This window comes from Nocardia sp. GP40 (genome assembly GCF_050434125.1).
In the GTDB taxonomy this organism is placed as follows: domain Bacteria; phylum Actinomycetota; class Actinomycetes; order Mycobacteriales; family Mycobacteriaceae; genus Nocardia; species Nocardia albiluteola.
The window spans coordinates 212,033-236,839 of sequence record NZ_JBNPVW010000010.1 but is presented as its reverse complement, the minus strand read 5'-3'; the positions used below and the strand labels follow the sequence as shown (position 1 = coordinate 236,839).

General features: G+C 68.7%; 23 protein-coding genes and 1 pseudogene. 8 read left to right on the top strand and 16 right to left on the bottom strand.

Annotated elements, in window-relative coordinates; genetic code table 11:
- Positions 1-39: 39 nt before the first annotated feature.
- Complete coding sequence (gene hrcA / locus ABH933_RS28570; RefSeq protein ID WP_429413200.1) at positions 40-1,071, bottom strand: heat-inducible transcriptional repressor HrcA; 1,032 nt, start codon at positions 1,069-1,071, stop codon at positions 40-42.
- Between the two features lie 226 nt (positions 1,072-1,297).
- Complete coding sequence (locus ABH933_RS28565) at positions 1,298-1,870, bottom strand: hypothetical protein (protein WP_429413198.1); 573 nt, start codon at positions 1,868-1,870, stop codon at positions 1,298-1,300.
- Positions 1,871-2,189: 319 nt separating this feature from the next.
- Here ABH933_RS28565 and ABH933_RS28560 point away from each other — a divergent pair, with 319 nt between their 5' ends.
- Positions 2,190-2,312 (top strand): hypothetical protein, encoded by a 123-nt coding sequence (locus ABH933_RS28560; protein ID WP_429413196.1) that lies wholly within the window; start codon positions 2,190-2,192, stop codon positions 2,310-2,312.
- 238 nt (positions 2,313-2,550) lie between these two features.
- Here ABH933_RS28560 and hemW read toward each other — a convergent pair whose 3' ends face one another.
- Positions 2,551-3,747: a radical SAM family heme chaperone HemW gene (gene hemW / locus ABH933_RS28555; protein ID WP_429413194.1), complete on the bottom strand. Its 1,197-nt coding sequence runs from the start codon at positions 3,745-3,747 to the stop codon at positions 2,551-2,553.
- A gap of 180 nt (positions 3,748-3,927) precedes the next feature.
- On the opposite strand from hemW, the gene ABH933_RS28550 reads away from it, so the two are divergent.
- The 6 genes from ABH933_RS28550 (at position 3,928) to ABH933_RS28525 (ending at position 10,122) form a co-directional block, all read left to right on the top strand.
- Positions 3,928-4,029, top strand: a complete 102-nt coding sequence (locus ABH933_RS28550; protein ID WP_429413192.1) for an Ms4527A family Cys-rich leader peptide — start codon at positions 3,928-3,930, stop codon at positions 4,027-4,029.
- 125 nt (positions 4,030-4,154) lie between these two features.
- On the top strand, positions 4,155-5,960 hold the full coding sequence (locus ABH933_RS28545) for a nitrite/sulfite reductase (protein WP_429413190.1): 1,806 nt from the start codon (positions 4,155-4,157) through the stop codon (positions 5,958-5,960).
- A 15-nt stretch (positions 5,961-5,975) separates the two neighbouring features.
- The gene (locus ABH933_RS28540; RefSeq protein WP_429413188.1) at positions 5,976-6,692 is read left to right on the top strand and encodes a phosphoadenylyl-sulfate reductase; all 717 of its coding nucleotides are present in this window, start codon (positions 5,976-5,978) and stop codon (positions 6,690-6,692) included.
- Positions 6,689-7,696: a sulfate adenylyltransferase subunit CysD gene (cysD, locus tag ABH933_RS28535; RefSeq protein ID WP_429413186.1), complete on the top strand. Its 1,008-nt coding sequence runs from the start codon at positions 6,689-6,691 to the stop codon at positions 7,694-7,696. The genes ABH933_RS28540 and cysD overlap by 4 nt, the downstream gene beginning before the upstream one ends.
- The gene (locus tag ABH933_RS28530) at positions 7,696-8,997 is read left to right on the top strand and encodes a sulfate adenylyltransferase subunit 1 (protein WP_429413184.1); all 1,302 of its coding nucleotides are present in this window, start codon (positions 7,696-7,698) and stop codon (positions 8,995-8,997) included. Before cysD ends, ABH933_RS28530 begins: the two co-directional genes overlap by 1 nt.
- Positions 8,998-9,348: 351 nt before the next feature.
- Entirely contained in the window at positions 9,349-10,122 is a 774-nt protein-coding gene (locus ABH933_RS28525) for a sirohydrochlorin chelatase (RefSeq protein ID WP_429413182.1), read from the top strand.
- A gap of 5 nt (positions 10,123-10,127) precedes the next feature.
- On the opposite strand, the gene ABH933_RS28520 is transcribed toward ABH933_RS28525, so the two are convergent.
- The 13 genes and pseudogenes from ABH933_RS28520 to ABH933_RS28460 all read right to left on the bottom strand — a co-directional run bounded on the left by ABH933_RS28520 (position 10,128) and on the right by ABH933_RS28460 (position 23,834).
- Positions 10,128-10,922, bottom strand: coding sequence for an HAD family hydrolase (locus tag ABH933_RS28520; protein WP_429415576.1), 795 nt, complete (start codon positions 10,920-10,922; stop codon positions 10,128-10,130).
- Positions 10,923-10,975: 53 nt separating this feature from the next.
- Positions 10,976-11,278 (bottom strand): AIM24 family protein, encoded by a 303-nt coding sequence (locus tag ABH933_RS28515; RefSeq protein ID WP_429415573.1) that lies wholly within the window; start codon positions 11,276-11,278, stop codon positions 10,976-10,978.
- Between the two features lie 46 nt (positions 11,279-11,324).
- Positions 11,325-11,540 (bottom strand): annotated as a pseudogene (locus ABH933_RS28510) (nitroreductase/quinone reductase family protein); the annotation flags it as partial.
- 174 nt (positions 11,541-11,714) lie between these two features.
- Positions 11,715-13,808 carry an Hsp70 family protein gene (locus tag ABH933_RS28505; RefSeq protein ID WP_429455149.1) on the bottom strand — a complete coding sequence of 698 codons (2,094 nt, stop codon included), beginning with the start codon at positions 13,806-13,808 and terminating at the stop codon, positions 11,715-11,717.
- Positions 13,809-14,585: 777 nt separating this feature from the next.
- Entirely contained in the window at positions 14,586-16,163 is a 1,578-nt protein-coding gene (locus tag ABH933_RS28500; protein WP_429413178.1) for a 4Fe-4S binding protein, read from the bottom strand.
- Positions 16,164-16,227: 64 nt separating this feature from the next.
- Positions 16,228-17,244 carry an AurF N-oxygenase family protein gene (locus ABH933_RS28495; protein ID WP_429413176.1) on the bottom strand — a complete coding sequence of 339 codons (1,017 nt, stop codon included), beginning with the start codon at positions 17,242-17,244 and terminating at the stop codon, positions 16,228-16,230.
- A 75-nt stretch (positions 17,245-17,319) separates the two neighbouring features.
- A complete protein-coding gene (locus ABH933_RS28490; RefSeq protein WP_429413174.1) occupies positions 17,320-18,561 on the bottom strand; it encodes an Hsp70 family protein in 1,242 nt (413 codons plus the stop codon).
- Between the two features lie 182 nt (positions 18,562-18,743).
- Complete coding sequence (locus ABH933_RS28485) at positions 18,744-19,412, bottom strand: hypothetical protein (protein WP_429413172.1); 669 nt, start codon at positions 19,410-19,412, stop codon at positions 18,744-18,746.
- Between the two features lie 279 nt (positions 19,413-19,691).
- Positions 19,692-20,687 (bottom strand): sulfate/molybdate ABC transporter ATP-binding protein, encoded by a 996-nt coding sequence (locus ABH933_RS28480; protein ID WP_429415570.1) that lies wholly within the window; start codon positions 20,685-20,687, stop codon positions 19,692-19,694.
- A gap of 32 nt (positions 20,688-20,719) precedes the next feature.
- Positions 20,720-21,529, bottom strand: coding sequence for a sulfate ABC transporter permease subunit CysW (gene cysW / locus ABH933_RS28475; protein WP_215917785.1), 810 nt, complete (start codon positions 21,527-21,529; stop codon positions 20,720-20,722).
- On the bottom strand, positions 21,526-22,380 hold the full coding sequence (gene cysT / locus ABH933_RS28470; protein WP_429413170.1) for a sulfate ABC transporter permease subunit CysT: 855 nt from the start codon (positions 22,378-22,380) through the stop codon (positions 21,526-21,528). Before cysT ends, cysW begins: the two co-directional genes overlap by 4 nt.
- The gene (locus ABH933_RS28465; protein ID WP_429413168.1) at positions 22,380-23,423 is read right to left on the bottom strand and encodes a sulfate ABC transporter substrate-binding protein; all 1,044 of its coding nucleotides are present in this window, start codon (positions 23,421-23,423) and stop codon (positions 22,380-22,382) included. Before ABH933_RS28465 ends, cysT begins: the two co-directional genes overlap by 1 nt.
- A gap of 192 nt (positions 23,424-23,615) precedes the next feature.
- A complete protein-coding gene (locus ABH933_RS28460; RefSeq protein ID WP_429413166.1) occupies positions 23,616-23,834 on the bottom strand; it encodes an Ms4533A family Cys-rich leader peptide in 219 nt (72 codons plus the stop codon).
- On the opposite strand from ABH933_RS28460, the gene ABH933_RS28455 reads away from it, so the two are divergent.
- The gene (locus ABH933_RS28455; protein ID WP_429413164.1) at positions 23,769-24,806 is read left to right on the top strand and encodes a M48 family metallopeptidase; all 1,038 of its coding nucleotides are present in this window, start codon (positions 23,769-23,771) and stop codon (positions 24,804-24,806) included. The genes ABH933_RS28460 and ABH933_RS28455 overlap by 66 nt on opposite strands.
- The last annotated feature ends 1 nt before the right edge of the window (position 24,807 follow it).

Sequence of the window (24,807 nt, the reverse complement as noted above, 5' to 3'; positions counted from 1 at the left end):
CCTGTTCCGAATTCGTTCGCTTCACCATCGGTCGCACACTCATCGTTCGGCGAGCACCTCGCCGATGTATCTAGCAACTGCAGCAACCGAGGCGATAGTCCCCGGGTAGTCCATGCGGGTGGGGCCGAGCACACCCATGCCGCCGAGCACGGTACCCGGCATACCGTACCCCGTAGAAACCACCGAGGTTCCGCGCATCTGCTCGAGCTGCGTCTCCTCGCCGATCTGCACGGTCACGGTGCCTGGGTGCTGCGCGGCCGCTAGCAGCTTGAGCACGATCACCTGCTCCTCCAGCGCCTCGAGCACGGCGCGCAGTGAGCCCGGGAAGCCGAAATCGTTCGCGTTGCGGGTCAGGTTCGCGGTGCCGCCGAGCACCAGGCGGTCCTCGGAGTGTTCGACGAGGGTCTCCACCAGCACCGTCGACACCCGGACCAGCACGTCGCGCAGTTTGGCCGGGGAACGGTCGGGCAACTCGGCGACCGCCGTGGAGGCGACCGAGAGGCGCTTACCATCCATGGCCTTGCCTAGCATCGCGCGCAAAGCCGTCAGATCGTCGTCGCCGATCACCCCGCCCAGATCGACCAGGCGCTGATCGACGCGGCCGCTGTCGGTGATGACCACGAGCAGCAGCCGGGCCGGATTGATCGCGACGACCTCGATGTGGCGAACCGTGGACGCGGACACCGTCGGGTACTGCACCATCGCCACCTGACGGGTCAGCTGTGCCAGCAGGCGCACCCCGCGGCGCAGCACGTCGTCCAGGTCGACACCGCCCTCGAGGAAGTCCGTGATCGCGCGGCGCTCGGCCGTGGACAGCGGCTTGACCTCGGCGATGTTGTCGACGAACTGGCGATAGCCCTTGTCGGTGGGGATGCGGCCGGAGCTGGTGTGTGGCTGGGCGATGTACCCCTCGGCCTCGAGCACCGCCATATCGTTGCGCACGGTCGCGCTGGACACCCCGAGGTTATGCCGTTCGACCAGGGTTTTCGAGCCGATCGGCTCCTTGGTCGTGATGTAGTCCGCAACAATCGCGCGCAGGACCTCGAGCCGCCGCTGTTCGGTACTCGACACGGCCCCACCTCCTGTTCGGCTATGCGGGTCCGCGCAGGCGCCACCGCCGCTGCGGGCAGGGCGAGACGCGCGGATTCCCGGGTTCATCCAAACCCAGTTTATGTCGCCGCGGGCGAATCGCTCGCACACACGCCCCAGCAGCGGGCGGATGACGGCCCGTCGCCCGGCGAGGCGAGTGCCCCGCCGGGCGACGGCAGGTCACCACCCGGATCGGCGAACCGGGCGGCTACGGCAGCGAATAGCCGATGAGCGCGCCGATGCCGGCACCGATGATGGCGCCCGGAATGGCGCCGACGACGAGGAACCAGATGCCGATCAGAATGCCCACACCCAGGCCGATAAGCGCGCCTACACCGGCGTTGTACTGGTGGCGGGCCAGGTCCGCGGCCGCGTCGACGTACTGGGCACCGGCCTGCTGACGAACCTGCTGAGAATGGGGCTGCGCCCCGCGCAGGTTCAGCGTAAGAGTGCGGCCCGACGGATCGATCGTCGGCGTCAGGGCAACCTTGCCGGGGCGATCCACTATCCGTACCGCCATCGGCACCCGGGCCACAACGTCCCCGGCCGGATCGGTGACGACGACTTCCCCGACGTCCGGGGAGAGTGTGAATTTCCCCTCACCGAGGGTGGCGCGCACGGTGCCGGCGTTCGGATCGAACGTCGTGGCGTAGTGCATCCCCAGCTCGGCGCCGTTGACGGTGGCTGCGGGGGCGATCGGCTGCGCGTGCACGACACCCGCGGTGAGGCCGAGGGAACCGGTGATCAAGCTCGCGATAGCCGTAGCATTGCTGCTCTTCATAGCTGGCCCTTCTCCGATGGTTCGGCACAGTCGGCGCCGACCGCGAATCGGGCACCGTACACACACGCTTCGGCCGTAGCTATTTCGATTATCAACCGTATTTCACCAGTTGATAATGCTTTTCATCGAATTGCCATCCAACCGGGGCAAACTTCAGCGATGACGTTCGAATGCACTGGAATTTCCATTCCGGAATCTTCCAAATCCGTTGTGCGACAAAGATTTAGGCCGCAGGCGCTGGTGTACTGTGAGCAATACCTCCTACCGAGGGGCGGTGGACTCGGTCCACACACCGCGCCCAGGAAGGAGATGGTTGGGAATGGCGAAACATCGCCGGGCGAAGAGCAATGCCCCGGTCGATTACGGCATCTGCATGACTGTTGCTGCCGTGATCGCCGGGGCGCTCGCGCTGGTCCGCTGGTTGATCCGGCTGGCTGGCTAGCCATCCGATCAGTGGGGCGCCGTGACCGCGGCGCCTCCCCCCCCAGCATCACTTTCGTGACGGCTTCCACTCTACAGTGCCGGACCGGCCCCGGGTGAATATCGCCGCGTAACGCTCCATCACCAGCCGCGATACCCCGTGGACATGACACCCGCACACCACCGTCCGGATTCTCTAGCAGCTCAACGGTTCGTAGGTACGTGGGATACCCTGCGGCACAAGGCAAGCGCGGGTCCGGTCAGCCGAGCAGCGCCCGGACCACCGCGTCGGCGAGCAGGCGGCCGCGCGCGGTGAGAATCAGGCGGTCGCCGCGCAATTCGGCGAGACCGTCCGCCACGACCCGGTCGGCGGCCGCGCGCCCCGGCGCGTCGAGATCGCCCAGCGGCAGGCCCGAGCGCAGGCGCACCGCAAGCATGACGCGCTCGGTATGACGCTCCTCGGCGGTCAGTTCCTCCCAGCCCGCGGCCGGTAGCGCGCCCGCCGCGACCCGATCGGCATAACGCGCCGGATGCTTGACATTCCACCACCGCATGCCGCCGAGGTGGCTGTGCGCGCCGGGGCCCGCACCGAGCCAGTCGCCGCCGTCCCAGTAGCCCAGGTTGTGCCGACACGCCGCGGAATCGTTTGCGGCCCAATTGGATACCTCGTACCACGACAGGCCCGCGGCGGCGAGACGGGTATCGATGCGGTCGTAACGCGCGGCCAGCACGTCGTCGTCGGGGGCGGGGAGTTCGCCGCGCCGCACCCGGCGCGCCAGTGCGGTGCCGTCCTCGACGATCAGCGAGTAGGCCGAGACGTGATCGACCCCGGCATCCAGGACCGCGTCCAGGCTCGCGTCCAGGTCGGCATCGGACTCCCCCGGGGTGCCGTAGATGAGGTCCAGGTTGACGTGTTCGAATCCGGCGGCGCGCGCCTCGCGGGCGGCGGCCACCGCGCGGCCGGGTGTGTGGGTGCGGTCGAGCACCTTCAGCACGTGCTCGGCGGCGGACTGCATTCCCAGCGAGATGCGGGTGAACCCCGCCGCACGCAGACGCTCGAAAAACTGCGGCGAGGTGGATTCGGGATTGGATTCGGTGGTCACCTCGGCGTCCGCGGCCAGGACGAAGTCCGCGCGGATGGCCTCGAGCACCTGCGAAAGACCGTCTCCGCCGAGCAGCGACGGGGTGCCCCCGCCCACGAACACCGACGACACCTCCGGCTGCGGGCTCGGCAGCTCACCGAAAACCTTTGCCGCCATGGACAATTCGCCCCGAAGCGCGTCCATCCAGGACTGCGGTGAGGCCGAGGTGCCCAGCTCCCCCGCGGTGTAGGTGTTGAAGTCGCAATACCCGCACCGGGTCGCGCAGAACGGCACGTGAATGTAGATGCCGAAGGGGCCGCCCCCGAAGTCGTGGAGCTGCGGGAGGTCGGTCGCGGTTCGGGGGGCGGATGTCACCCTTCGAGTCTGAACGCGGCCTCTCGACGCGTAGCACTCGGCCCCATGTCAACCGCGTTTTCGGCCGCATGCCCGCACGTATGACGCACCTCACAATTTCGGACAAGTGTCCAGGGTATTTCCCGCATTCTTACGGAAAATCCAGGCCCGCGGTCGGAAAGACGCGGCTGACATGGCACAATGGTCCGCATGACTGGAATTGGGGTACGACTCGTGGCGCGTCGCCACGTCGACCTCAAGCGTGTCTGCAGTGCGAGCTGTCTGCCCGATTGCCTCCGGTAGTTCGACTCTGTCCTCCGGCGTCACCTCTCGGCGCCCGTTCTTTTTCGGCCGTTGAGCTATCGAAGGCGTGAGCCAGCCCCTCCCGCCTACCCTCAGGCCTGATCACCACCCGCAGGAGCGACCCTATGACGTCGAGCACAGACGCCGGTCTCACAGCCGATGAATCCGCACGCCTCGAGCGCGAGCAGGAAGTCGCGCGCGAGCGCGCCCAGGCCGCGCGCGAGCGCCGGTCGCGTCCGCGCGAGGAGGTCAAGGGCCCGCGCGAGCGCACCAGCAAGCCGCTGCGCCGCAAGTCGGAGGGTCAGTGGGCCCTCGGTTACCGCGAGCCGCTGAACCCGAACGAGCAGAGCAAGAAGGACGACAACCCGCTCAACGTCCGCGCCCGCATCGAGAACATCTACGCCAAGGGCGGCTTCGACTCGATCGACAAAGCCGATCTGCGCGGACGTTTCCGCTGGTGGGGCCTGTACACCCAGCGCGAGCAGGGCTACGACGGCACCTGGACCGGCGATGAGAACATCGACATCCTCGAGGCCGAGTACTTCATGATGCGGGTGCGCTGCGACGCCGGCGCCCTGAATCTCGCGCAACTGCGCACCATCGCCGGCATCTCCACCGAATTCGCCCGCGACACCGCCGACCTGTCCGACCGCGAGAACGTCCAGTACCACTGGATCGAGATCGAGAACGTGCCGGAGATCTGGCGGCGCCTGGAGGATGTGGGCCTGAAGACCACCGAGGCGTGCGGCGACTGCCCCCGCGTCGTGCTCGGCTCCCCGCTGGCTGGCGAGTCGCTGGGCGAGGTGCTGGACCCGACCCCGGCGATCGACGAGATCGTGAGCCGCTACATCGGCAAGAAGGAATACTCCAACCTGCCGCGCAAGTTCAAGACCGCGATCTCCGGCCAGCAGGACGTGGTGCACGAGATCAACGACGTGGCGTTCATCGGCGTCGACCATCCCGAGCACGGCCCGGGTCTGGACCTCTGGGTCGGCGGTGGGCTGTCCATCAATCCGATGCTGGCCCAGCGCGTGGGCGCGTGGGTGCCGCTCGAGGAGGTGCCCGACGTCTGGGAGGCCGTCGTCTCGCTCTACCGCGACTACGGCTACCGCCGCCTGCGCACCAAGGCGCGGATCAAGTTCCTGATCAAGGACTGGGGCATCGAGAAGTTCCGCGAAGTCCTCGAGACCGAATACCTGAAGCGCAAACTGATCGACGGCCCCGCACCCGAGAAGCCGAAGCAGATCATCGATCACGTCGGCGTGCAGCGGCTGCGCAACGGGCTCAACGCCGTCGGCTTCTCCCCCATCGCCGGGCGCGTATCGGGCACCACGCTGACCAAGGTCGCCGATGCGGCAGAGCGGGCGGGCTCGGACCGGGTCCGGTTCACCCCGTACCAGAAGCTGATCGTGCTGGATGTGCCCGACGAGAAGGTCGAGCAGCTGCAGGCGGAGCTGGAACCGCTCGGCCTGCAGTCGCGTCCGTCGATCTGGCGGCGAAACCTGGTGGCCTGCAGCGGAATCGAGTTCTGCAAGCTGTCGTTCGTCGAGACCCGCAGGCGTTCTCAGGCGCTCGCGCCGGAGCTGGAGCAGCGCCTGGCCGACATCAACGCGCAGCTGGACGTGCCGATCACCATCAACATCAACGGCTGCCCGAACTCCTGCGCCCGCGCCCAGATCGCCGACATCGGCTTCAAGGGCCAGCTCGTCGACGACGGTGACGGGAATCAGGTGGAGGGTTTCCAGGTTCACCTGGGTGGCAGCCTCGGGCTCGACAGCGCCTTCGGGCGCAAGCTGCGCCAGCACAAGGTGACCAGCGACGAGCTCGGTGACTACATCGAGCGTGTGGTACGCACCTTCGTCAAGAACCGCGGCGAGGGTGAGCGGTTCGCACAGTGGGCTGTCCGCGCGGACGAAGCCGACCTTCGGTAAGGGGAAAGTTCAGCTATGACAACCACTTTGGATAAGTTGTCCGAGGACGAGTTGCGCAAGATCGCGGAAGACGGTGCCGCACAGCTGGGTCCGGACGCCACGGCGAAGCAGCTGCTGCAGTGGACCGAGGACACCTTCGGCGGCAACTACATCGTCGCCTCCAACATGCAGGACGCGGTGCTGGTCGAGCTGGCCGCGCAGGTGCATCCCGGCGTGGACGTGCTGTTCCTGGACACCGGCTACCACTTCGCCGAGACCATCGGCACCCGCGACGCGGTGGAGACCGTGTACGGGGTGAACATCGTCAACGCACGGCCCGAACACACCGTGGCCGAACAGGATTCACTGCTCGGCAAGGATCTGTTCGCGCGCGACGCCAACGAGTGCTGCCGCCTGCGCAAGGTCGTGCCCCTGAAGAAGTCGCTGGGCGGCTACAACGCCTGGGTCACCGGCATCCGCCGCGTGGAGGCGCCCACCCGCGCCAACGCGCCCCTGATCTCCTTCGACGACGCCTTCGGCCTGGTGAAGATCAACCCGATCGCCGCCTGGTCCGACGAGGAGATGGCCGAGTACATCGAGGCCAACGGCATCCTCGTCAATCCCCTTGTGGAAGAGGGATATCCGTCCATCGGTTGCGCTCCGTGCACGCGGAAGCCGGAACCGGGAGCCGATCCGCGAAGCGGCCGCTGGGCCGGGCTCGCCAAGACCGAATGCGGGCTGCACCAGTCATGACCACTGCCGAGATCGACATCCAGGAAACCGACACCGCGGAGGTCACCGTGAGCACGAACCTCACCGGCGCTGCCATCGAAACCGAGGCTCTGGAAAGGGCATTCGGCGCGACCGACTTCGATACTCTGGCCGCCTTGGAGTCCGAGGCCATCCACATCTTCCGCGAGGTGGCGGGCGAATTCGAGCGGCCGGTGATCCTGTTCTCCGGCGGCAAGGACTCCACCGTGCTGCTGCACCTGGCGCTCAAGGCATTCTGGCCCGCGCCGCTGCCGTTCGCGCTGCTGCACGTGGACACCGGGCACAACCTACCCGAGGTGCTGGCCTTCCGCGACCACGTCGTCGAGAAGTACGGCCTGCGCCTGCATGTCGCCAACGTCGAGGAGTACCTCGCCGACGGGCGTCTGGCCGAGCGGCCCGACGGCATCCGCAACCCGCTGCAGACCGTGCCCCTGCTGGACGCCATCAACGAGCACCGCTTCGACGCGGTGTTCGGCGGCGCCCGGCGCGACGAGGAGCGTTCGCGCGCCAAGGAGCGGATCTTCTCGCTGCGCGACGCGTTCGGGCGCTGGGACCCCAAGCGGCAGCGGCCCGAGCTGTGGAACCTGTACAACGGGCGGCACGCGCCGGGCGAGCACGTCCGGGTGTTCCCGCTGAGCAACTGGACCGAGCTGGACATCTGGCGGTACATCGCCCGCGAGAACGTCGAACTGGCGACCATCTACTACTCCCACGAGCGCCCGGTGTACCAGCGCGACGGGATGTGGATGACCCCCGGCGTCTGGGGCGGCCCTCGTGAGGGTGAAGAGCTCCGGCTCGAGTCCGTGCGCTACCGCACGGTCGGTGACGGATCCACCACCGGCGCGGTCCTTTCCGATGCCGCCGACAACGAGGCAATCCTCGCCGAGGTGGCCGCCTCCCGGCTCACCGAGCGAGGCGCAACGCGCGGCGACGACCGCGTGTCCGAGGCCGCGATGGAAGACCGCAAACGAGAGGGTTATTTCTGATGTCCGACCTGTTACGGCTGGCGACCGCCGGCAGCGTCGACGACGGCAAGTCCACACTGGTCGGCCGCCTGCTCTACGACACGAAATCCGTACTGGCGGACCAGATCGACGCCGTCACGCGAGCCTCGGTCGATCGCGGCCTGTCCACCCCGGACCTGTCGCTGCTCGTGGACGGCCTGCGCGCCGAGCGCGAGCAGGGCATCACGATCGACGTGGCGTACCGCTATTTCGCCACGCCCACAAGGTCTTTCGTGCTCGCCGACACCCCGGGACACGTGCAGTACACCCGGAACACGGTCTCCGGCGCCTCCACCGCCCAGCTGGTGATCCTGCTGGTGGACGCCCGCAAGGGTGTGATCGAGCAGACCCGCCGCCACGCCGCGGTGATGGCGCTGCTCGGGGTGCCGAAACTCGTTCTGGCCGTGAACAAGATCGACCTGGTGGACGACGCGGCGGGTGTGTTCGAGCGGATCGTCACCGAATTCACCGAGCTCACCACGAAACTCGGCTGGTCGCGCGAGGACGTCATCGAGATCCCCGTCTCGGCGCTGCACGGGGACAATGTCGCCTCCCGCTCGGAGAGCACCCCGTACTACACTGGCCCCTCGCTGATCGAGCATCTGGAGTCGGTGCCGGTGGACGCCGATGCGCACGGCCGCCACGAGGTGGGGCTGCGCTTCCCGGTGCAGTACGTGATCCGGCCCCGCACCGCCGAGTACCCCGACTACCGCGGATACGCCGGTCAGGTCTCGGCCGGTGTGGTGTCCAAGGGTGACGAGGTCGTGGTGCTGCCGTCCGGGACCCGCACCACCGTCGAGCGCATCGACACCCCGGACGGCGAGCTGGAGTCGGCGCAGCCCGGGCGCAGTGTCATCCTGATCCTGGCCGACGACGTGGATGTCTCGCGCGGCGATGTGATCGCCGCCGCGGCCGATGCTCCCGAGCCGATCCAGGAGTTCGACGCGACGGTCTGCTGGCTCGGCGACAAGCCGCTGCGCCCGGGCGCCCGGCTGCTGCTCAAGCACGGCACCCGCACCACCCAGGCGATCGTCGGCGCGCTGCTCGAGCGCTTCGACGAGCAGCATCTGGCCGCCGACACCGAGGCGGAGTCGTTGTCGCTCAACGATATCGGCCGCATCACGGTGCGCGTGGCCGATGCGATCGCGGCCGACGACTACCGCGTGAACCGGCACACCGGCAGCTTCCTGCTCATCGACCCGTCCGGGGGCAACACCCTGGCCGCCGGTCTGGTCGGCGACGTGCTGACCGCCGTCGAGGTCGGCACCGAGGCCGGGGTCTAGCCGATGGACACCGCGCGGACCGGCGCCTGGGCTGCCGCCCGGGCGCCGGAGAGCCCGCGCACGCCGGGCAATCCGCCGCGACCCTCGCGCAGCCGGCAGGACGTCCGGAGTTCCGTGCACGGATCTCGGGCCCTCCTGGAAATGGAGACTCACCCAGGTCCCGGCGCCGATGCAGCTGCCCCGGAGCAGGCCCCCGCGACGCTGACATCTCAGCCCGCTCGGACCGCGTGTACGGGAGCATCGAGCCCCGGCCTACCTCTCGTCTCCAGGCCAGCGGGTGTGAGCGGGTTTACATGGGTCCGTAACGTCGGGGCAACCGACGGCGGCGCCGCGGCCCGTAGCGTCGGGACCATGGCGGTAACCAGGGCAAACGGCTCCGACGGCGGGCATCCGGCGCTGATCGCGGTCGCGCACGGCAGCCGCGATCCGCGGTCAGCGGCCACGATGTTCGCGGTGGTCGAGGAGCTGGCCGCCGCGCATCCGGCCCTGGACGTGCGGCTGGCGTTTCTCGATCTGAGCACGCCCTCGGTGGAGCAGGTCGTGGACGCGGTCGCCGCCGCGGGCCACACCGAGGCGATCGTGGTGCCGCTGCTGCTGGGCAGCGCCTTCCACGCCCGCGTCGACCTGCCCGGCCTGCTCGCGGCCGCCCAGGCCCGCCACCCGCGCCTGCGCCTGACCCAGGCCGATGTGCTCGGCCCCGACCCGCGCCTGGTCGGCGCCCTGCGCGAGCGCGTGCTCGCCACCGGCGCCGATGCCGACGACGCCACCCTCGGCGTCGCCGTCGCCGCGGTCGGCTCCTCCTCGCAGGCGGCCAACCGCCGCACCGAACAGATCGGCCGCCTGCTCGCCGCGGGCACCGCCTGGCGCACCGAGATCTGCTTCGCCACCACCGAACCCGGTGTTACACAAGCTGTTTCGCGCCTGCGCGAATGGGGCTGCGATCGCGTCGTCGTCGCCCCGTGGTTCCTGGCACCGGGCCTGCTCACCGACCGCCTCGCCGAGCAGGCCCCGGATCTGCGGCACGCCACCCCGATCGGCGCCCACCCCCTTGTCGCCGAGGTCATCGCCGCCCGCTACACCGACGCCCGGCGGACGGCCGGCACTCCCCATACCGCCGTCGCCTGACGACGTCAGTTCCCGAACCAGCGCTCCAGCACCAGCGCGACGCCGTCCTCCTCGACAGTCGCGGTGACCTCGTCGGCCGCTTCGCGGGCGGCATCGACAGCGTTGCCCATGGCCACGGAATGTCCTGCCCAGGAAAGCATTTCGGTGTCGTTGTAGCCGTCGCCGATGGCCAGGGTCGCCGCGCGGGGGATGTCGAGGTCCTCGCGCAGCTGCTCGAGGGCCCAGCCCTTGCTCACGCCGTGGCGGGAGGCGACGAGCCAGGGCTCGAACTCGCCGTGCACCCAGCCCGCGCCCGGGAGCTGACGGTCCCCCATCAGCGCGACCATGTCGTCGAGCGAACCACCCGGCCACCAGCCGTTGAGGCGGGTGGTCGGCTCCAGGCTGAGGTCGTCGTCCTCGACGAAGCGGAACTCGCCGAGGCGGAAACTACCGGGGTAGTACCCGGTGGCCCAGGTGCCGATGCCGACCTTCTCCACCGAGAGCACCATGTCCGGGAACAGCTCGCGCAGGACCGCCACCGCGGGCTCGGGGTCGAAGGTGTGCACCGATACCGGCACCCAGGTCGAGATGTCCGCGTGCACAGCGCCGTTCGAGCAGATCGTGTGTCCCTCGTCCAGGCCTAGCTCCCGTACCACCAGCTTGGTCGCCAATAGTGTGCGGCCGGTGGTGACGACCACGTGGGCGCCAGCCTCGGTGGCCGCCCGCACCGCGTCGAGCACGCGCGGAGCAATCGGCTGACCGGTCTGCAGAATCGTGCCATCGACATCCAGAGCTATCAATTGAGGCCTGTCCGTGTCCACGGACCCATTCTGGTCTATAGCCCAAATGCACCTGCACGGCCATCGGTCACCGGTCAGCGACGGTCGGGCTCCGGCAGCGGAAGGTACGGGGTGATCGCGTGCGCGAGGTTGCTGACGGTCAGCGATTGCAGCCACACCCGGCCCGGACCGGTCAGCGCGGCCAGGAACAGCCCGTCGCCGGCGACCGCCCGCTTCACCGCGCCGAACACCCCGCCCGCGGCCACCCGCGTGGAGGTGTGCAGCCGGATCGACTCGGTCATCCACGAGAGCTGCCCCGATTCGGCGAATACGGTCTCCCCCGGATCGAGGGTGACCTCGAGGACGGGCATCACGGTTCCGATGATCCTGGGATCCACCACTCCAGCGTGCGCGCGGTGCGGCGGGGTGACGAGGTTCTCCTGCGACGAACTTGGGCCACAGGCGATCTCGCTCCGCGGTCGTCGCGACCCGGGCGTGCACCGGGCGGCGTTCCGCGCCGAGCCGGATGGTCGTGTCGGGGTGGGCACGCAGACTGTCGAACCATCCCGGCAGCGTCGGCCGGCCGGACTTGGAGGCGGCGATGGCGATCGTGTCGCCGTCCCGCTGACTACCAGACGCGAAAAGATCGCCGTACCCCATTGAATCGCAGGACGCGCACCGATGGGCCGCCTCGTGACGCCCGGCACGCGCCGGGCGGGTGAACGACGGGGCGGCGTTCGGTGCCGCCGCGGCGCCTGCACCGCGCGGGGAATGTCCTGCGACCGCGGCACTGCGGCCCCGGCGCGGCGGCAGGCATCGGGGTGGCGGGCATGGTCAGTGGTGGCCGCCGCCGCGCGAACCGCCGGAGGAGCCGCCGTGCGAGGAGCCGTTGGATCCGCCGCCCCCGGCGGAATTGCTGCCGCCTGCGGCCGTGCCGCCGAAGTGTCCGCCGCCGAAGTGTCCGCCGCCGGTGCCCGCGGCCGAGGTCCCCGCACCCGTGCTCCCGAGGCGCGCACCACCGGAGTTCGTGCCGCCCGGGCCGCTGGATGAGGCGCCCAGGCCCGCGCCGGTCGTGGCGCCGGAATGCACACCGGCGGAGGCCGACTTGTTCGATGTGGCCGCGCCGTCGGAGGTCGAGCCCGGGCCGGCCTGGGACGAGGCGGCGCCCGGAGCACCCAGCCCGGCGCCCGGGGTGCTCTGCGAGTTCGACACCGGGCCGGTGGAATTCGTGCCTGCGGGGGTATCTCCGGTGGCCGCCGCCGGGATGCCCGGGACGGTAGCGGCGGGCGGGGAATTCAGCCCGGGCGGGGGCGGATCGGATTGCGGCGCGGGCGGGTTCGGGATCACCGGATTCGAGGCGACCGGGTTCGGGATCACAGGGCTCGACGCCGCCGGGTTCGGCACGACGGGGTCGGGCGGTATGACCTGGCTGGGGATGGACCGGTCCGGCATCGACGGGATCGACTTACCGAAGCCAGTCATCGGATTGACACCCGGGGCCGAAACCTGCTGTGCTACAGCGGGATCGGTACTCGGGGCGATGGGCGGCAGGCTGATCTCCGGTGCCTGGAAGCCGGGCGCCGGGAAGGCCTGTGCGGCGGGCGGGGTCCAGAACGGTAGCGGATTGGTGAACTGTGCCGGATCGGCATAGGTCGGGGGCATCAGGCGGTCGTTCGGGCCGCAATGGGTGCCGGACGGATCGACGCTGGTCGTTCTGCCCGCCCCGACCACGGCGGGTGAGACCGACACCTCGTGTGCGCCAGGGCTGTACGAGCCCCAGCGCGGGGCCGGGGTCGTCACGGTGTCCACGCCGGCGGACAGGGCCGCGGGTTCGGCGTTCGCCCCCTGCGGCAGCCGCAGGTCGGCGTTGTCGGCGGGCCCGGCCAGGGCAGGGGCGAATTCCAGTGCGGGAACGTCGGAGCCGATCGGCCCACCGCCGAGCATGGTGGCCGCGGACATCGCGACCGCCGAAACGACCGCGGCACTGGATAGTACGGCGGCCCCGCGCGCGTAGCGGCCAAGATTCGATCCGGTGTCCATCAGCCGCGCCGAGGCCAGCGCCGCCCCGAGGGCGACGGTGTGCGCCGGATCGGGCGACATCACCATCGGGCGGCCCAATTCGTCGAGCACCTGCGCGACCTCGACCGGCCGCGCGGCTCCCCCGATCAGCAGCACGCGGTCGATGTCTCGCATCGTGAGCCCGGCCGCGTGCACGCAACGCCGCACCAGCCGAAGGGAATTGCGCACATTCCAGGTCCGTAATCGGCTGGTGTCCGAGGCCGGGACGACCTTGGACACCGGCGAGGGCGCGCCCGGCGACAGGGCCCGGGCATACCTGGCCAGTATCGCGCCCAGCGGCCGGCCGCCGTAGTCGTGCGAGCGCACCGCCTTGCCGAGCACGCCGCGCTCCTCACGATCGGCCTCGGTGCGGACGACCGCGATGTCCAGGCTGGTGCCACCGAGGTCGTAGACAAGGGTCAAACCGTTCTCGGAGACACCGTATTCCGCGTCCAGCCACTCCACCGCGGCCACCGGTTCGGGCATCAGCAGCGACTCGGACACACTGGACCAGTCCAGGGCGTGCCGCAGCGCGGTGATTTTCCGCTCGGGATAGCAAGCGGGATAGGTGATTACGGGCTCGCCCTCGGGCTCGGCCGCCGAGACCAGGCAGGAGGCCACGGCGGCGACCAGATCTGCCGAGGTCCAGTTGCGCCCGCCCAGCACCACCGGCTCGACCTCGCGGGTGAGATCGGCGAAATCCGTTACCACGGGCGCGAATCGGGGCATCCCGCCCACGCGCGCATCCCCGGCGCTGTCGAAGGTGACCGCGGTGCGGCGCACCCGCACGGTAGGACGCTCGCGATCTCCGGCAGTGGCCGCGCACACGGAGTTCACTGTGCCGATGCTCAAACCGAACCCAGCAGTCATTGCCATCCTGTCAACGCACCGAGACCACGGCCCCGGGCGACGAACCAGGTGGTCGCGGTCGTTTACCAAACAGCGATCACAGGTTAGCTGGTCGGTATCGTTCACGGATACCTAATGGGCGGAAAAGGTTTCATACCCACCGGTCTTGATAGCAAAACCGCAGATAGACTGGCATCTAAAACGAAAAGGGGCGACACGAAACATGCAAATCGCCCAATTAGCCATAAAACTAGCTACCTCACAGTAAATAGCTTTGAATACCGACCGGTGTCCTGCGAATGGGCCGCAACACCATTCGCACGTTCACGTTCACCCAGGGATCGCGGGATGGCTGGATGGTTGCCACCCCCGTGCGGCGGGCGGAATACGGCACAACACCCGGCCCCGACAAACCGCCCGGTTTACGAGATTTTCGCTGAGCACACCGAAATCCGGCACAGCCACTGGCCGGGCATCGGCCGGGCAGTACACCCGGATCCCAGACTTACTGCAGCCCAGAGATATTCCAGCGCCACGAACCAACCGGTATCCACGGCACGACTTACCGCACCTCGAACCGGGCTGAACGGTCACCGCATACGCGCGCGGTACGCGAGGACGGCGAGGACAGCACCAGAAGACCCAACGGCCGCTACCGATCACATGTTCCCGCGATGCCCCGGCGTCGGCAGGGCCGGATTCGCCCCGGGAGCGCGAACCGAGCCCAGCCGACGTCCGAAAATCCAGCCACGACCGAGTCCCGATCGACGCCGGACCAGGTCGGGCTGCAACGAGGTATCAGGCGCGGGAAAGCAGGCCGCGCTTCCACCACGGGCGGGCGACGCCGCCACCGCGGATGGCGTCGGGGCGGCGGGCGGCGACCAGTGCGTCGAAATCGGCCGCGCCGGAGGCCGGTCCGGCCAGGCGGCCGGCGTTGAAGTCCTCGGCGAGCATCCGCACCGTCTGCTGGGCACAGGATTTGTTGGTGCCGATGAAGCCGGTGGGGCCGCGCTTGATCCAGCCGGTGACGTAGGCGCCCGGGACGACCGCGCCGCCGGGCTCGGACAGCACGCGGCCCTCGTCGTTCGGGATCACACCGGCGGCATCGTCGAACGGTAGACCGGGCATCGGCACGCCCCGGTAGCCGACCGAGGCGAGCACCAGTCCGGTGTCCAGGGTTTCGGTCGTGCCGGTCGGCACCGCGCGCACGGCGCCGTCCGGGTCGGCGACCAACTCGTTGTGCGCCAGCTCGATTCCGGTGATGCGGTCGGTCCCGACCAGTGCGGTCGGCGCGGACAGATAGCGCAGCACGATCCGCTTGCGCGCGCCCACCGGCCGGTCGGCGACCCTGCGGAGCAGCCGCAGCTTGTGCTCCACCTGCTGCGGCATGCCCGGAACGGGTTCGGGCACATCGCCTTCCACGACGATGTCCACGTCGGCGCCCAGCAGCCCGACGAACTCCGGTACGGTGAAGGCCGATTCGGCCGGGCCGCGCCGGGCCAGGATCACCACTTCCTCGATCTTGCTGTGCCGCAACGCTTCCAGTGCGGCGGGCGAAATCTCGGTGTGCGCCAGCGATTCGGGATCCGAGGCGAGAATCCGGGCCACGTCCAGGGCCACATTGCCGTTGCCGACGATCACCGCGCGGCGCTGGGACAGGTCGAACTCGCGCCCGGCCTGGCCAGGATGACCGTTGTACCAGGCGACGAACTCGGTGGCCGAGACGCTGCCCGGCAGGCCCTCACCGGCGATCCCGAGCTTCCGGTCGGCCGAGGCGCCCACCGCGTAGATCACCGCGTGATGGTGCGCGAGCAGCTCCTCATGCGAAATGTGGTCACCCACAGTCACATTCAGATAGGAGCCGAATCCGGGCTGCGCGGAGATTACGTCGAACAGCCGGCTCACCTGCCTGGTCGCGGTGTGGTCCGGGGCGACCCCGTACCGAGCCAGGCCGTACGGCGCGGACAACCGATCCAGCACCGTCACCGCGACGTCCGGCTGGGTCAGCAGCTCGTCGGCGGCGTACATGGCCGAGGGGCCCGAGCCGACGATCGCGACCCGCAGCGGACCACCCTGCACCGGCGCGGCCGGCACCGGCCGCGCCAGCAGCGCACGCGGGCGCACCTGGCGGTAGAAGTCGGCGTTGATCTCGATGAACGGCTGCTGCTCCGCGGTCAGCCGCTTCGTCGAGACGATCGCGTCGACCGGGCAGGCCGTGGCGCACGCCCCGCAGTCCACGCACGCCTGCGGGTCCACGTACAGCATCTCCGCGCTCAGGAAGTCGGGCTCGTCCGGCGTGGGGTGGATGCAGTTGACCGGGCATGCGTAGACGCAGGACGCGTCGCTACAACACGACTGGGTGACAACGTACGGCACTGGACGCCCGCCCTTTCGACGATGGTGAGCCAGCGGAGTGCGCGGAGCTGGCGAGTGGGTGGATTCAGGCGGTCTTCACCGCGCGCAGCGGCTCGGAGCGGTAGCGGCTGGTCGGGCCGTCGATGCGCAGCAGCTTCCAGACGCTCTTGGCGATCGGATTCATCAGCCCGATCTCCTTGGCCAGCGCGCGCACATCGATGAAGTAGTCGCTGAATCCCTGCCGGGCTTCCTTCGAACCGAAGAACAGCTCCTTGCGCACTTCCTCGGGAATATCGAACTCGTCGAAGAACGCCCTGGGCGGCTTGACGATCGAGCGGCCCAGCAGCCACATGACGATCGGCATCATCACCGAGAGCGTCATCTTGCTGGCCGGATTCGCCTCGGGCACATGGCGCTCGAGGAACTCGTGCGCGAACGAGATGTGGCGCGCCTCCTCCGCGACGTGGATCGCCATGACGCCGCGCATGATCGGGTGGATCTCCTCGCCCGAGCGCAGGATCGCCTTCTGGATGTGGTCGATCGGCTCCTCGCCGGCGAGCACGGCCATGAAGAACAGGTTGGGGAACATCACCGCGACCGGCACGCCGAGGTGGCGCAGCTGGCGCACGAGCGGGCCCATGCCCGGCACATCGGCGCCGATGCGGTTCACCATCTCCTGGAACATCAGCGTGTGGTTGAGTTCCTCGGACATCTCATGGGTGCAGTAGCGGAACTCGGGATCGCCGTTGGGCAGTGAGAAGGTGTGGTTCACCATGCCGCTGATCAGGATCGACTCGAACTGCAGGCCCACCTTGGCCACGTTGGCCTGGCGATACTTACCGATCTCGATTTGGCGCTGCACGGACTGCGCCCGATACCACGGGTGACGGCCGAGCGAGTCGGCCGAGACGGGCAGGATCCAGCGCTCCGGATTCGCTTCGGCATCGAAATCGGGGTTCTCCCAGTCGATATCCTCATACGGATCGAAGTTGCGGTTCACCGAGCCTTCCGAGAGCAGCATCAGCTTCGCGGCATATTCCTGCGCCTCCTGGACGACAGGATCGATAGGCTCGACGCCGGGGGTCGCGGCAACGGACGTCATCGTCTCAGCCTCTCCACTCGTGGGTAACTGTTTCCAATAGTTACACCAACTCGGAGTTACGTCAACCGTGCGGTCTTATCCCGCCAGATGCACCCCGCTGACCACAACGTTTCCGGCCGAAACGGCCGCGGCCGGTCCCACCAGCCCGACCAATACCCCGGCGCCGACGATGGCGACCGCCGCCACGGCACGCACCAGCCGCCGCGGCAGCCAGGCCACGCCCGGACGCCCCTGGGCGGCGGCCTGCGCCGCAGCCGAACGGCGGGCCATGATCGCCGCGCCCTCGGCGATCGTGCGCTCGGGATCCGGTGCGACCATCACCGGACGGGCCAGCGCCTCGGCCAGGGTCTCGGCCACCTCGCGCGGGCGCGCCGCGCCCCCGACCACCAGGACGCGATCGACATCGGCCATCGTGACATCGGCTGTGCGCAGGCACCGGTAGACCACTTCCAGCGAGCGGCGCACATGGGTGGCGCGCAGGTCACTGATCGCGGCGTCGGAATCGGCCAGCGACCGGGCGGGGGTATCGGCGCGTCCCCCAATTCCACCGGACCGGGCCGTCGTTGTGAGTTCCCGCACGCCGCCCTCGCTACCCCGGATCGTGCTCCGCGGTGCCTGCGAGGCCGTCAGCGCGCCGAAGGCCCGGCCGCCGTAGTCGGGCGAGCGCAGCGGCACCCCTACCACCGGATCGGCGGGGGCACCCGCACCGACGCGGACCAATGTCACCCCCAGATTCGATGCCCCGAGGTCGTAGACCAGCGTCAGGCCCGGGGCGAGCGGGCCGTGGGCGGCATCCAGCCAGGCCAGCGCCGCGATCGGCTCGGCGACCAGCACGGCCTGCGGCAGGCCGACCTTATCCAGCGCCTCGCGCAGTTCGGCGAGGCATTCGGCCGGATAGCCGATCGGATGGCTGACGGCCACGCCCGCATCGGGCGCGAGCGCGGCGCCGAACGTGTCGGTCAGCACGCTGTGCGCCACCGTCGCGACCAGATCGGCGGGCGAGAGGGTGCGATGCCCGACGCGGGCCGAGGGGGCGCCGTGTACATACGTTCCCCCACCCCACCGCCCCGAACTGTGCTGGGTCAGATCCGCGAATTCGGCGAGGGCGCGACCGTGCTTGCGTATGCGGCCCACCCGCGCCGTACCGGCGCTGTCGAAGGTCAGGGTGGTGCGCCAGGTCGACGGGCCGGCACCCGCCCCTCCCCGGCCGAGCGGTCTGTCCGGCCCGGTTCCGCGCTGCGCCCGCGCACCGCCCTCACCCGTCGTGGCGCACACCGTATTGACCGTGCCGATACTGACTCCGAGCCCAACCGTCATCACACCCACCTCGTCGACGAGCCGCGTTGATGCAATCGTGATCCGACCGCGTCCCAGGCAACCATCCGCAACGAGCGCTGCCAACCACCGGACATGCGGTTGTCCGCGCGTGACATGGGCTGCGCACAGGTTTCAGTAAACCGGCCCGGCGTAGCCGACCTTCAGCAAACGCTGCGGCCCGATCACTCCGCGGCGATCCGCGCGACCATCTCCGTCGCCTGGTCCTCCCACTGCGCGTACCGCTCCGGGAAGGCTGAGGCCTGGGTGCGCTGGGCCGCCTGCCACAACGGCACGGCGGCGTAGTCGGGCACCCGCGAGAGCAGCGCGTCCAGGAACGCCCCGGCCGCGTAGGCCGGATCGGTCAGCTGATCGGGACCACCCCAGCCCGCCGAGGGACGCTGCTGGAACAGGCCCAGCGAGTCGTAATCCACTGCGCCGGTGAGGTTGTGCAGCGAGGACTCCTGCATCGCGGTGGCCAGCGCGATCACCGCGGTGTACAGCGGCAGTTCGCGTGCGCGCACCACGCCGACGATCGCGTGGGCGTTCTCCCACTGCTCGGGGCTCGGCGAGAAGTGCCGCTGCGGCCCTTCCGGAGGAGGCGGAATCAGCTGCCCCGCAATGGGGGCGGCCTGCGCGGGCGGTGGCGAATCCGCGGGCGGTCGCGGCGAAATGCCGAGCGACCGCCGAACTTCGCCGGGCGGCGCCGCGAGCGCGGCGACCGGATCGGCATAGGTACGGGCGAGAGTCGGATCGGTCACGAGCGTGTCCGGCCCGTGATCGGAGCGGCCTGTGAACAATGCCAGCGCGCCGCAGGCCAGGACGGCGGCCAGCGAGATTCTCGGAATGGGCATGGAATCCGTGAATTCTGTGCAGCCGAGGCTCCCCACCCGATGCTCCCACCCGTTTCGATATCGCTCTTCCCGCGAGCATCAACCACGGTGATCGACAGGGACTGCCCGGACAGCAGATTCCGGGCGGGAGAAGCGATCGCGCATGTGCACGCGATCTCCTCGAGCTCACTTTCTTCATACCGGCGGAATACGCTTACTCATTTCGCACGAGATGCATCAGACCACATTTCACCGATCTGAAACATCATCCAGCCACGGCGTGTCAAAAGTATTCCGATTTCACGTGACGGGAAGCTCCGGGATTCGGGTTGCTCGCGCGTATACCGTTTCACCGTCGGCCAGGTGCAGCGCCTCGGCGTCGCCGCGGGTGACCTGGGCGGTGAACACGTCGCCGGTCGCTGCATTGCGCAATTCCAGCCGGACCTCGAAACCCAGCACCACCACGCGTTCCACGGTGGCGCGGGTGACGCCCGCCGATTCCGCCGTGCCCTCGTGGGAGGCCAGCGCCATCTCCGGGTCCCGGCCGATGCGAATATCGTGCGGGCGCACCAGATGGCCGTTCAATTTCGCCACCGCACCCAGGAACGACATCACGAATTCGTTGGCCGGGCGGTCGTACACGTCCCCCGGGCTGCCGATCTGCTCGATGCGCCCGGCGTTCATGACCGCGATCCGGTCCGCGACGTCCAGGGCCTCCTCCTGATCGTGGGTGACCAGCACGGTGGTGACGTGCACCTCCTCGTGCAGGCGGCGCAGCCAGGTACGCAGGTCGGCGCGGACCTTCGCGTCCAGCGCGCCGAACGGCTCGTCCAGCAGCAGCACCTGCGGGTCCACCGCCAGCGCGCGGGCCAAGGCCATGCGCTGGCGCTGACCGCCGGACAGCTGCGCCGGATAGCGGTGCTGGAAACCGTCCAGGCCGACGATTCCGAGCAGCTCGTCCACCCGCTTGGAGATTTCGTTCTTGGGTCGCTTCCGGATCTTCAGCCCGAAGGCGACATTGTCGCGCACGGTCATATGTTTGAACGCGGCGTAATGCTGGAATACGAATCCGATATCGCGCTTCTGCGGCGAGACCCGGGTGACGTCGCGGCCGGAGATGGTGACCACCCCGGAATCCAGTGATTCGAGCCCCGCGATCGAGCGCAGCAGCGTGGACTTGCCCGAGCCGGAGGGGCCCAGCAATGCCGTCAGCTCGCCCGCGGGAATGTCGATGCTGACATCGTCGAGGGCGGCGAAAGTGCCGTAGTTCTTCCGCGCATTCGCGACGGTGATCATCTGCTCGCCTCCGGAGCGGGTCGTCGAGGTCGTCATTTCACGGTGCTCCGCTTCCGTTCGAGAAGAATCATCAATGCGAGGGTGACCAGGCCCATTCCCATCAACAGGGTCGCCGCGCAGTACGCGCCGAAGACATTGCGGTCGTCCATGTAGCGCGCGTTCACCAGCAGCGTCAGCGTCTGACCGCCGCCGGGCAGTCCGGTCGAGACCATGATCACCCCGCCGAATTCGCCCAGCGCGCGGGCCACGGTGAGCACGACGCCGTAGGTCAGGCCCCACCGGATCGCCGGGAGTGTGATCCGCCAGAACGTCTGCCAGCGCGAGGCGCCCAGGGTGACCGCCGCCTGCTCCTGGTCGTCGCCGATCTCGTGCAGCACCGGCTCCACCTCGCGCACGACATAGGGCAGGGTCACGAACAGGGTGGCGATGACCATGCCGGGCAGGCTGAAGATCACCCGGAAACCGAGATGCTCGATGCCGCCGAACCATCCGCGCACACCCCATAGCATGATCAGCGAAACACCAACCACCACAGGCGAAACCGCGAACGGCAGGTCCACCACGCCCTGAACCAGCCTGCGGCCGGGGAAGTTTCCACGCACCAGCGCGATCGAGGTGACAATGCCGAACAGCACGTTCAGCGGGACGACGATCAGCACGATGATCATGGTGATGTTGAACGCCGAGATGGCCGCGGGCGTGGAGATCCAGTCGTAGAACTGCGCGATGCCGTGGGCGAAGCTGCGCCACAGAATGATCACCAGCGGCAGCACCAGCAGCACCAGCAGGTAGGCCAGCGCCACCACGCGCATCGAAATACGGCTCAGCGGTGAGAGTCTCATCGGGTCGCCAGCTCCTTGCGCGCGGTGCGGTCGGCGAACAGCCGCAGCGCAACCAGCACGATGAACGAGATGACCAGCAGCACAACCGAAACCGTGGCGGCGCTGACCGGCCGGTCCACCTCGATCTGCTGCTGGATGTACTGCGAGGCGACCTGCGTGCGGCCGGGAATGTTGCCGCCGATCAGCACCACCGAGCCGAATTCGCCGACGGCGCGGGCGAATGCGAGGGCGCCGCCGGAGATGATGGCCGGGGTCAGCGTGGGCAGGACGATGCGGCGGAAGGTGGTCCAGTTGTCCGCGCCCAGCGAGGCCGCGGCCTGCTCGACATCGCGGTCGGCCTCGAGCAGCACCGGCTGCACCGAGCGCACCACGAACGGCAGCGTCACGAACGCCAGCGCCACCACCACGCCCGGCTGGGTGGCGTTGAGGTGGATGCCGACCGGGCTGTCCGGTCCGTACAGCGCCAGCATGACGATGCTGGCAACGATGGTGGGCAGCGCGAACGGCAGGTCGATCAGGGCGTTCACGATGCTCTTACCGGGAAAATCGTCTCGCACCAGCACCCACGCGATCAGCGTGCCCATCACCACGTTGAGCAGTGCCACCAGCACCGACAGCAGCACGGTCACCCGCAGCGAATCCAGTGCGGCGGGCGCGGTGGCCGCGGACCAGAATCCGGACCATCCGGCGTCGAAGGCGTGGAACGCCAGCGCCGCGAGCGGCAGCAGGACGATCACGCTGAGCCACAGCACCGCGGTCGCGATGCCGAGCGGGCCGACCGATCCGGTCACCCGCAGCCACGATCTGCCGCCCGATGCGCCCGACGGCGCGGCGGTAGTTGTCTGGGTCACTATTTCGTCGCCTTGTCGTAGATGATCGCCACGCTGCCGGTGTTGGGCGTGAACAGCTGCTTGTCGACCTTTTTCCACCCGCCGAGATCCGCGATGGTCCACAGCTTCTGCGGCTGCGGGAAGTCCTTGCCGTATTGCGCGGCGATCTGCGGATCGACCGGACGGTATCCGGCGTCGGCGAAGGCCCGCTGCCCCGCGGGGGTGTAGAGGAAGTCCTTGAACGCCACGGCCTTGTCGAGGTTATGGCTGTTCTTCAGCACCGCGAACGGGTTCTCGATCTTGAACGTGGTCGGCGGCACGAAGTACTCGATCGGATCCCCCTGGCGCACGGATGCGATCGCCTCGTTCTCGTAGCTGATCAGCACGTCACCGGTGCCCTGCAGGAACGTCTCGGTCGCCTGGCGGCCCGACTGCGGCTGCACGCGCACGTGGTCCTTGGAGATGAGCTTGCCCAGAAAGTCCAGCCCGGCCTGTGGATTCTTACCGCCGTCACTCTCCGCGGCGTAGGGCGCGAGCAGATTCCATTTCGCGGATCCGGAGCTGAAGGGATTCGGCGTCACCACCTGCACGCCCGGCTTCAGCAGATCGTTCCAGGTGTGGATGCCCTTCGGATTTCCCTTGCGGACCACGATCGCGACCACCGATCCGAACGGAATGCCCTTGTCCGCGTCGGCATTCCACTCGGGATCGATCAGTCCCGCGTCGACCAGGCGGGTGACGTCCGGCTCGACGGACAGATCGACGACATCGGCCTGGGCGCCCGCGGCGACCTTGCGCGACTGGTCGCCCGAGGCGCCGTAGGACTGCTTGACCTGCACCCCGGAGCCGGCGGATGTCTTGTTGAAGGCGGGCACCGCCTTGTCGAACGCGGGCTTGGCCGTGGAGTAGCCGAAGAGGGTCAGGGTGACCTTCGCGCCGCTGCCCGACGCCGCGCCGGGGACATCGCTGGTACCGCCGCTGCAGGCGCTCAGCAGCGCCACCGCGAGCACGGTCAGCACGGCAGCGGTCGAACGCCGGGCGCGGAGCCCGTTGCTGCGAGACATTCGGATGTGGGACCTTTCCTGCTGCCCGCCGGGCCGCCCCTGCGACTCCAGCGGATATCTGAAGTGCCGCATCCGTTGCCTCACAAGCGATTTCGGCAACGGCGCGGCCGGGCCCGAGGGCCGCCGGAATTACGGACACATCTGCGAGAAACCGATCGCGCTCATACTAGGCGCGCGGTAGTGTCCGCCCTATCAGCGACAGTAGACGTCAGCGACGACGAGGCAGCCGACCGCGATCAACGCCAATTCATGGCGGACCCGCGGCACAGCACTCGACGACACGGGCAGACTGTAGCAGAACGGAATGAACCGCCGCGACCTACGACAAAAGCAGTAGGGGGACACATGACAGAGGCTCCGGACCGCATCCGCCGCGAGTTTCCCGGGATCAGCACCCGCGCCTGGGAACATCCGGCCGACCGCACGGCGCTGGTCGCGATGCGCACCTTCGCCGGCTTCGACACCGTGCTGCGCACCCTGTCGGGGCTGCTGCGCGAGCGCCAGCACCGGCTGATGTACCTGGCCACCGCCGTGCGCGTGGACGAGCGGCAGTTCAAGACGCTGCACGACCTGCGGACCGATGCCGTGCGCATCCTGGACGCGGAGGTCACCCCGGAGATGTACGTGCTGCAGGATCCGGCCGCCAACGCCTTCACCATCGGCATGGACACCCCGTTCATCGTGGTGACGACCGGGCTGATCGAACTGCTCGACGTGGAGGAGCTGCGGTTCATCGTCGGGCATGAGCTCGGCCACGCGCTGTCCGGGCACGCGGTATACCGCACGATGCTGATGCATCTGCTGAATTTCGCCGCCAGCTTTGGATGGATGCCGATCGGCGGCTGGGCGCTGCGCGCGATCATCGCGGCGCTGATGGAGTGGAGCCGCAAGTCCGAGCTGTCCGGCGACCGGGCCGGGCTGCTGTGCGGGCAGGACGTCGAGGCCTCGGTGCGGGTGCACATGAAGCTGGCCGGTGGCGCGATGGTCTCCGAGATGAGCCACGCGGCATTCCTCGAGCAGGCCGACGACTACGACCGCACCGGCGATCTGCGCGACGGCGTGCTCAAGCTGATGAATCTGGAGCTGCAGACCCACCCGTTCTCGGTATTGCGCGCGGCCGAGCTGCGGCGCTGGATCGCCGCAGGCGACTACGACCGGATCCTGGACGGCCGCTATCCGCTGCGCTCACAGGACAGCGGTGCGAAGATCAGCGACGAGATCAAGGAGGCCGCGCGCGCCTACAGAGCGAACTTCGACGCCTCGGAAGACCCCCTGATCCGCACGGTGCGGAATCTGAGCCGCGATGTCGGGACCGCGGTCAGCACCGTGGGCCAGGAGGTCGGTGAGACGGTGTCGAAGATCGGGAAGAAACTGGGCCTGTAGG

Coding starts and splice junctions, on each gene's coding strand:
- ABH933_RS28560 (WP_429413196.1), top strand. CDS start 2,190: ATGGCGAAACATCGCCGGGCGAAGAGCAATGCCCCGGTCGATTACGGC.
- ABH933_RS28525 (WP_429413182.1), top strand. CDS start 9,349: ATGGCGGTAACCAGGGCAAACGGCTCCGACGGCGGGCATCCGGCGCTG.
- ABH933_RS28485 (WP_429413172.1), bottom strand. CDS start 19,412: ATGCCCATTCCGAGAATCTCGCTGGCCGCCGTCCTGGCCTGCGGCGCG.
- cysW (WP_215917785.1), bottom strand. CDS start 21,529: ATGAGACTCTCACCGCTGAGCCGTATTTCGATGCGCGTGGTGGCGCTG.
- ABH933_RS28550 (WP_429413192.1), top strand. CDS start 3,928: ATGGTCCGCATGACTGGAATTGGGGTACGACTCGTGGCGCGTCGCCAC.
- ABH933_RS28460 (WP_429413166.1), bottom strand. CDS start 23,834: ATGTTCCCAGGCGCGGGTGCTGATCCCGGGAAACTCGCGGCGGATGCG.
- ABH933_RS28545 (WP_429413190.1), top strand. CDS start 4,155: ATGACGTCGAGCACAGACGCCGGTCTCACAGCCGATGAATCCGCACGC.
- ABH933_RS28490 (WP_429413174.1), bottom strand. CDS start 18,561: ATGACGGTTGGGCTCGGAGTCAGTATCGGCACGGTCAATACGGTGTGC.
- ABH933_RS28530 (WP_429413184.1), top strand. CDS start 7,696: ATGTCCGACCTGTTACGGCTGGCGACCGCCGGCAGCGTCGACGACGGC.
- ABH933_RS28465 (WP_429413168.1), bottom strand. CDS start 23,423: ATGTCTCGCAGCAACGGGCTCCGCGCCCGGCGTTCGACCGCTGCCGTG.
- ABH933_RS28565 (WP_429413198.1), bottom strand. CDS start 1,870: ATGAAGAGCAGCAATGCTACGGCTATCGCGAGCTTGATCACCGGTTCC.
- ABH933_RS28480 (WP_429415570.1), bottom strand. CDS start 20,687: ATGATCACCGTCGCGAATGCGCGGAAGAACTACGGCACTTTCGCCGCC.
- ABH933_RS28540 (WP_429413188.1), top strand. CDS start 5,976: ATGACAACCACTTTGGATAAGTTGTCCGAGGACGAGTTGCGCAAGATC.
- ABH933_RS28495 (WP_429413176.1), bottom strand. CDS start 17,244: ATGACGTCCGTTGCCGCGACCCCCGGCGTCGAGCCTATCGATCCTGTC.
- ABH933_RS28505 (WP_429455149.1), bottom strand. CDS start 13,808: ATGACTGCTGGGTTCGGTTTGAGCATCGGCACAGTGAACTCCGTGTGC.
- ABH933_RS28455 (WP_429413164.1), top strand. CDS start 23,769: ATGACAGAGGCTCCGGACCGCATCCGCCGCGAGTTTCCCGGGATCAGC.
- cysD (WP_429413186.1), top strand. CDS start 6,689: ATGACCACTGCCGAGATCGACATCCAGGAAACCGACACCGCGGAGGTC.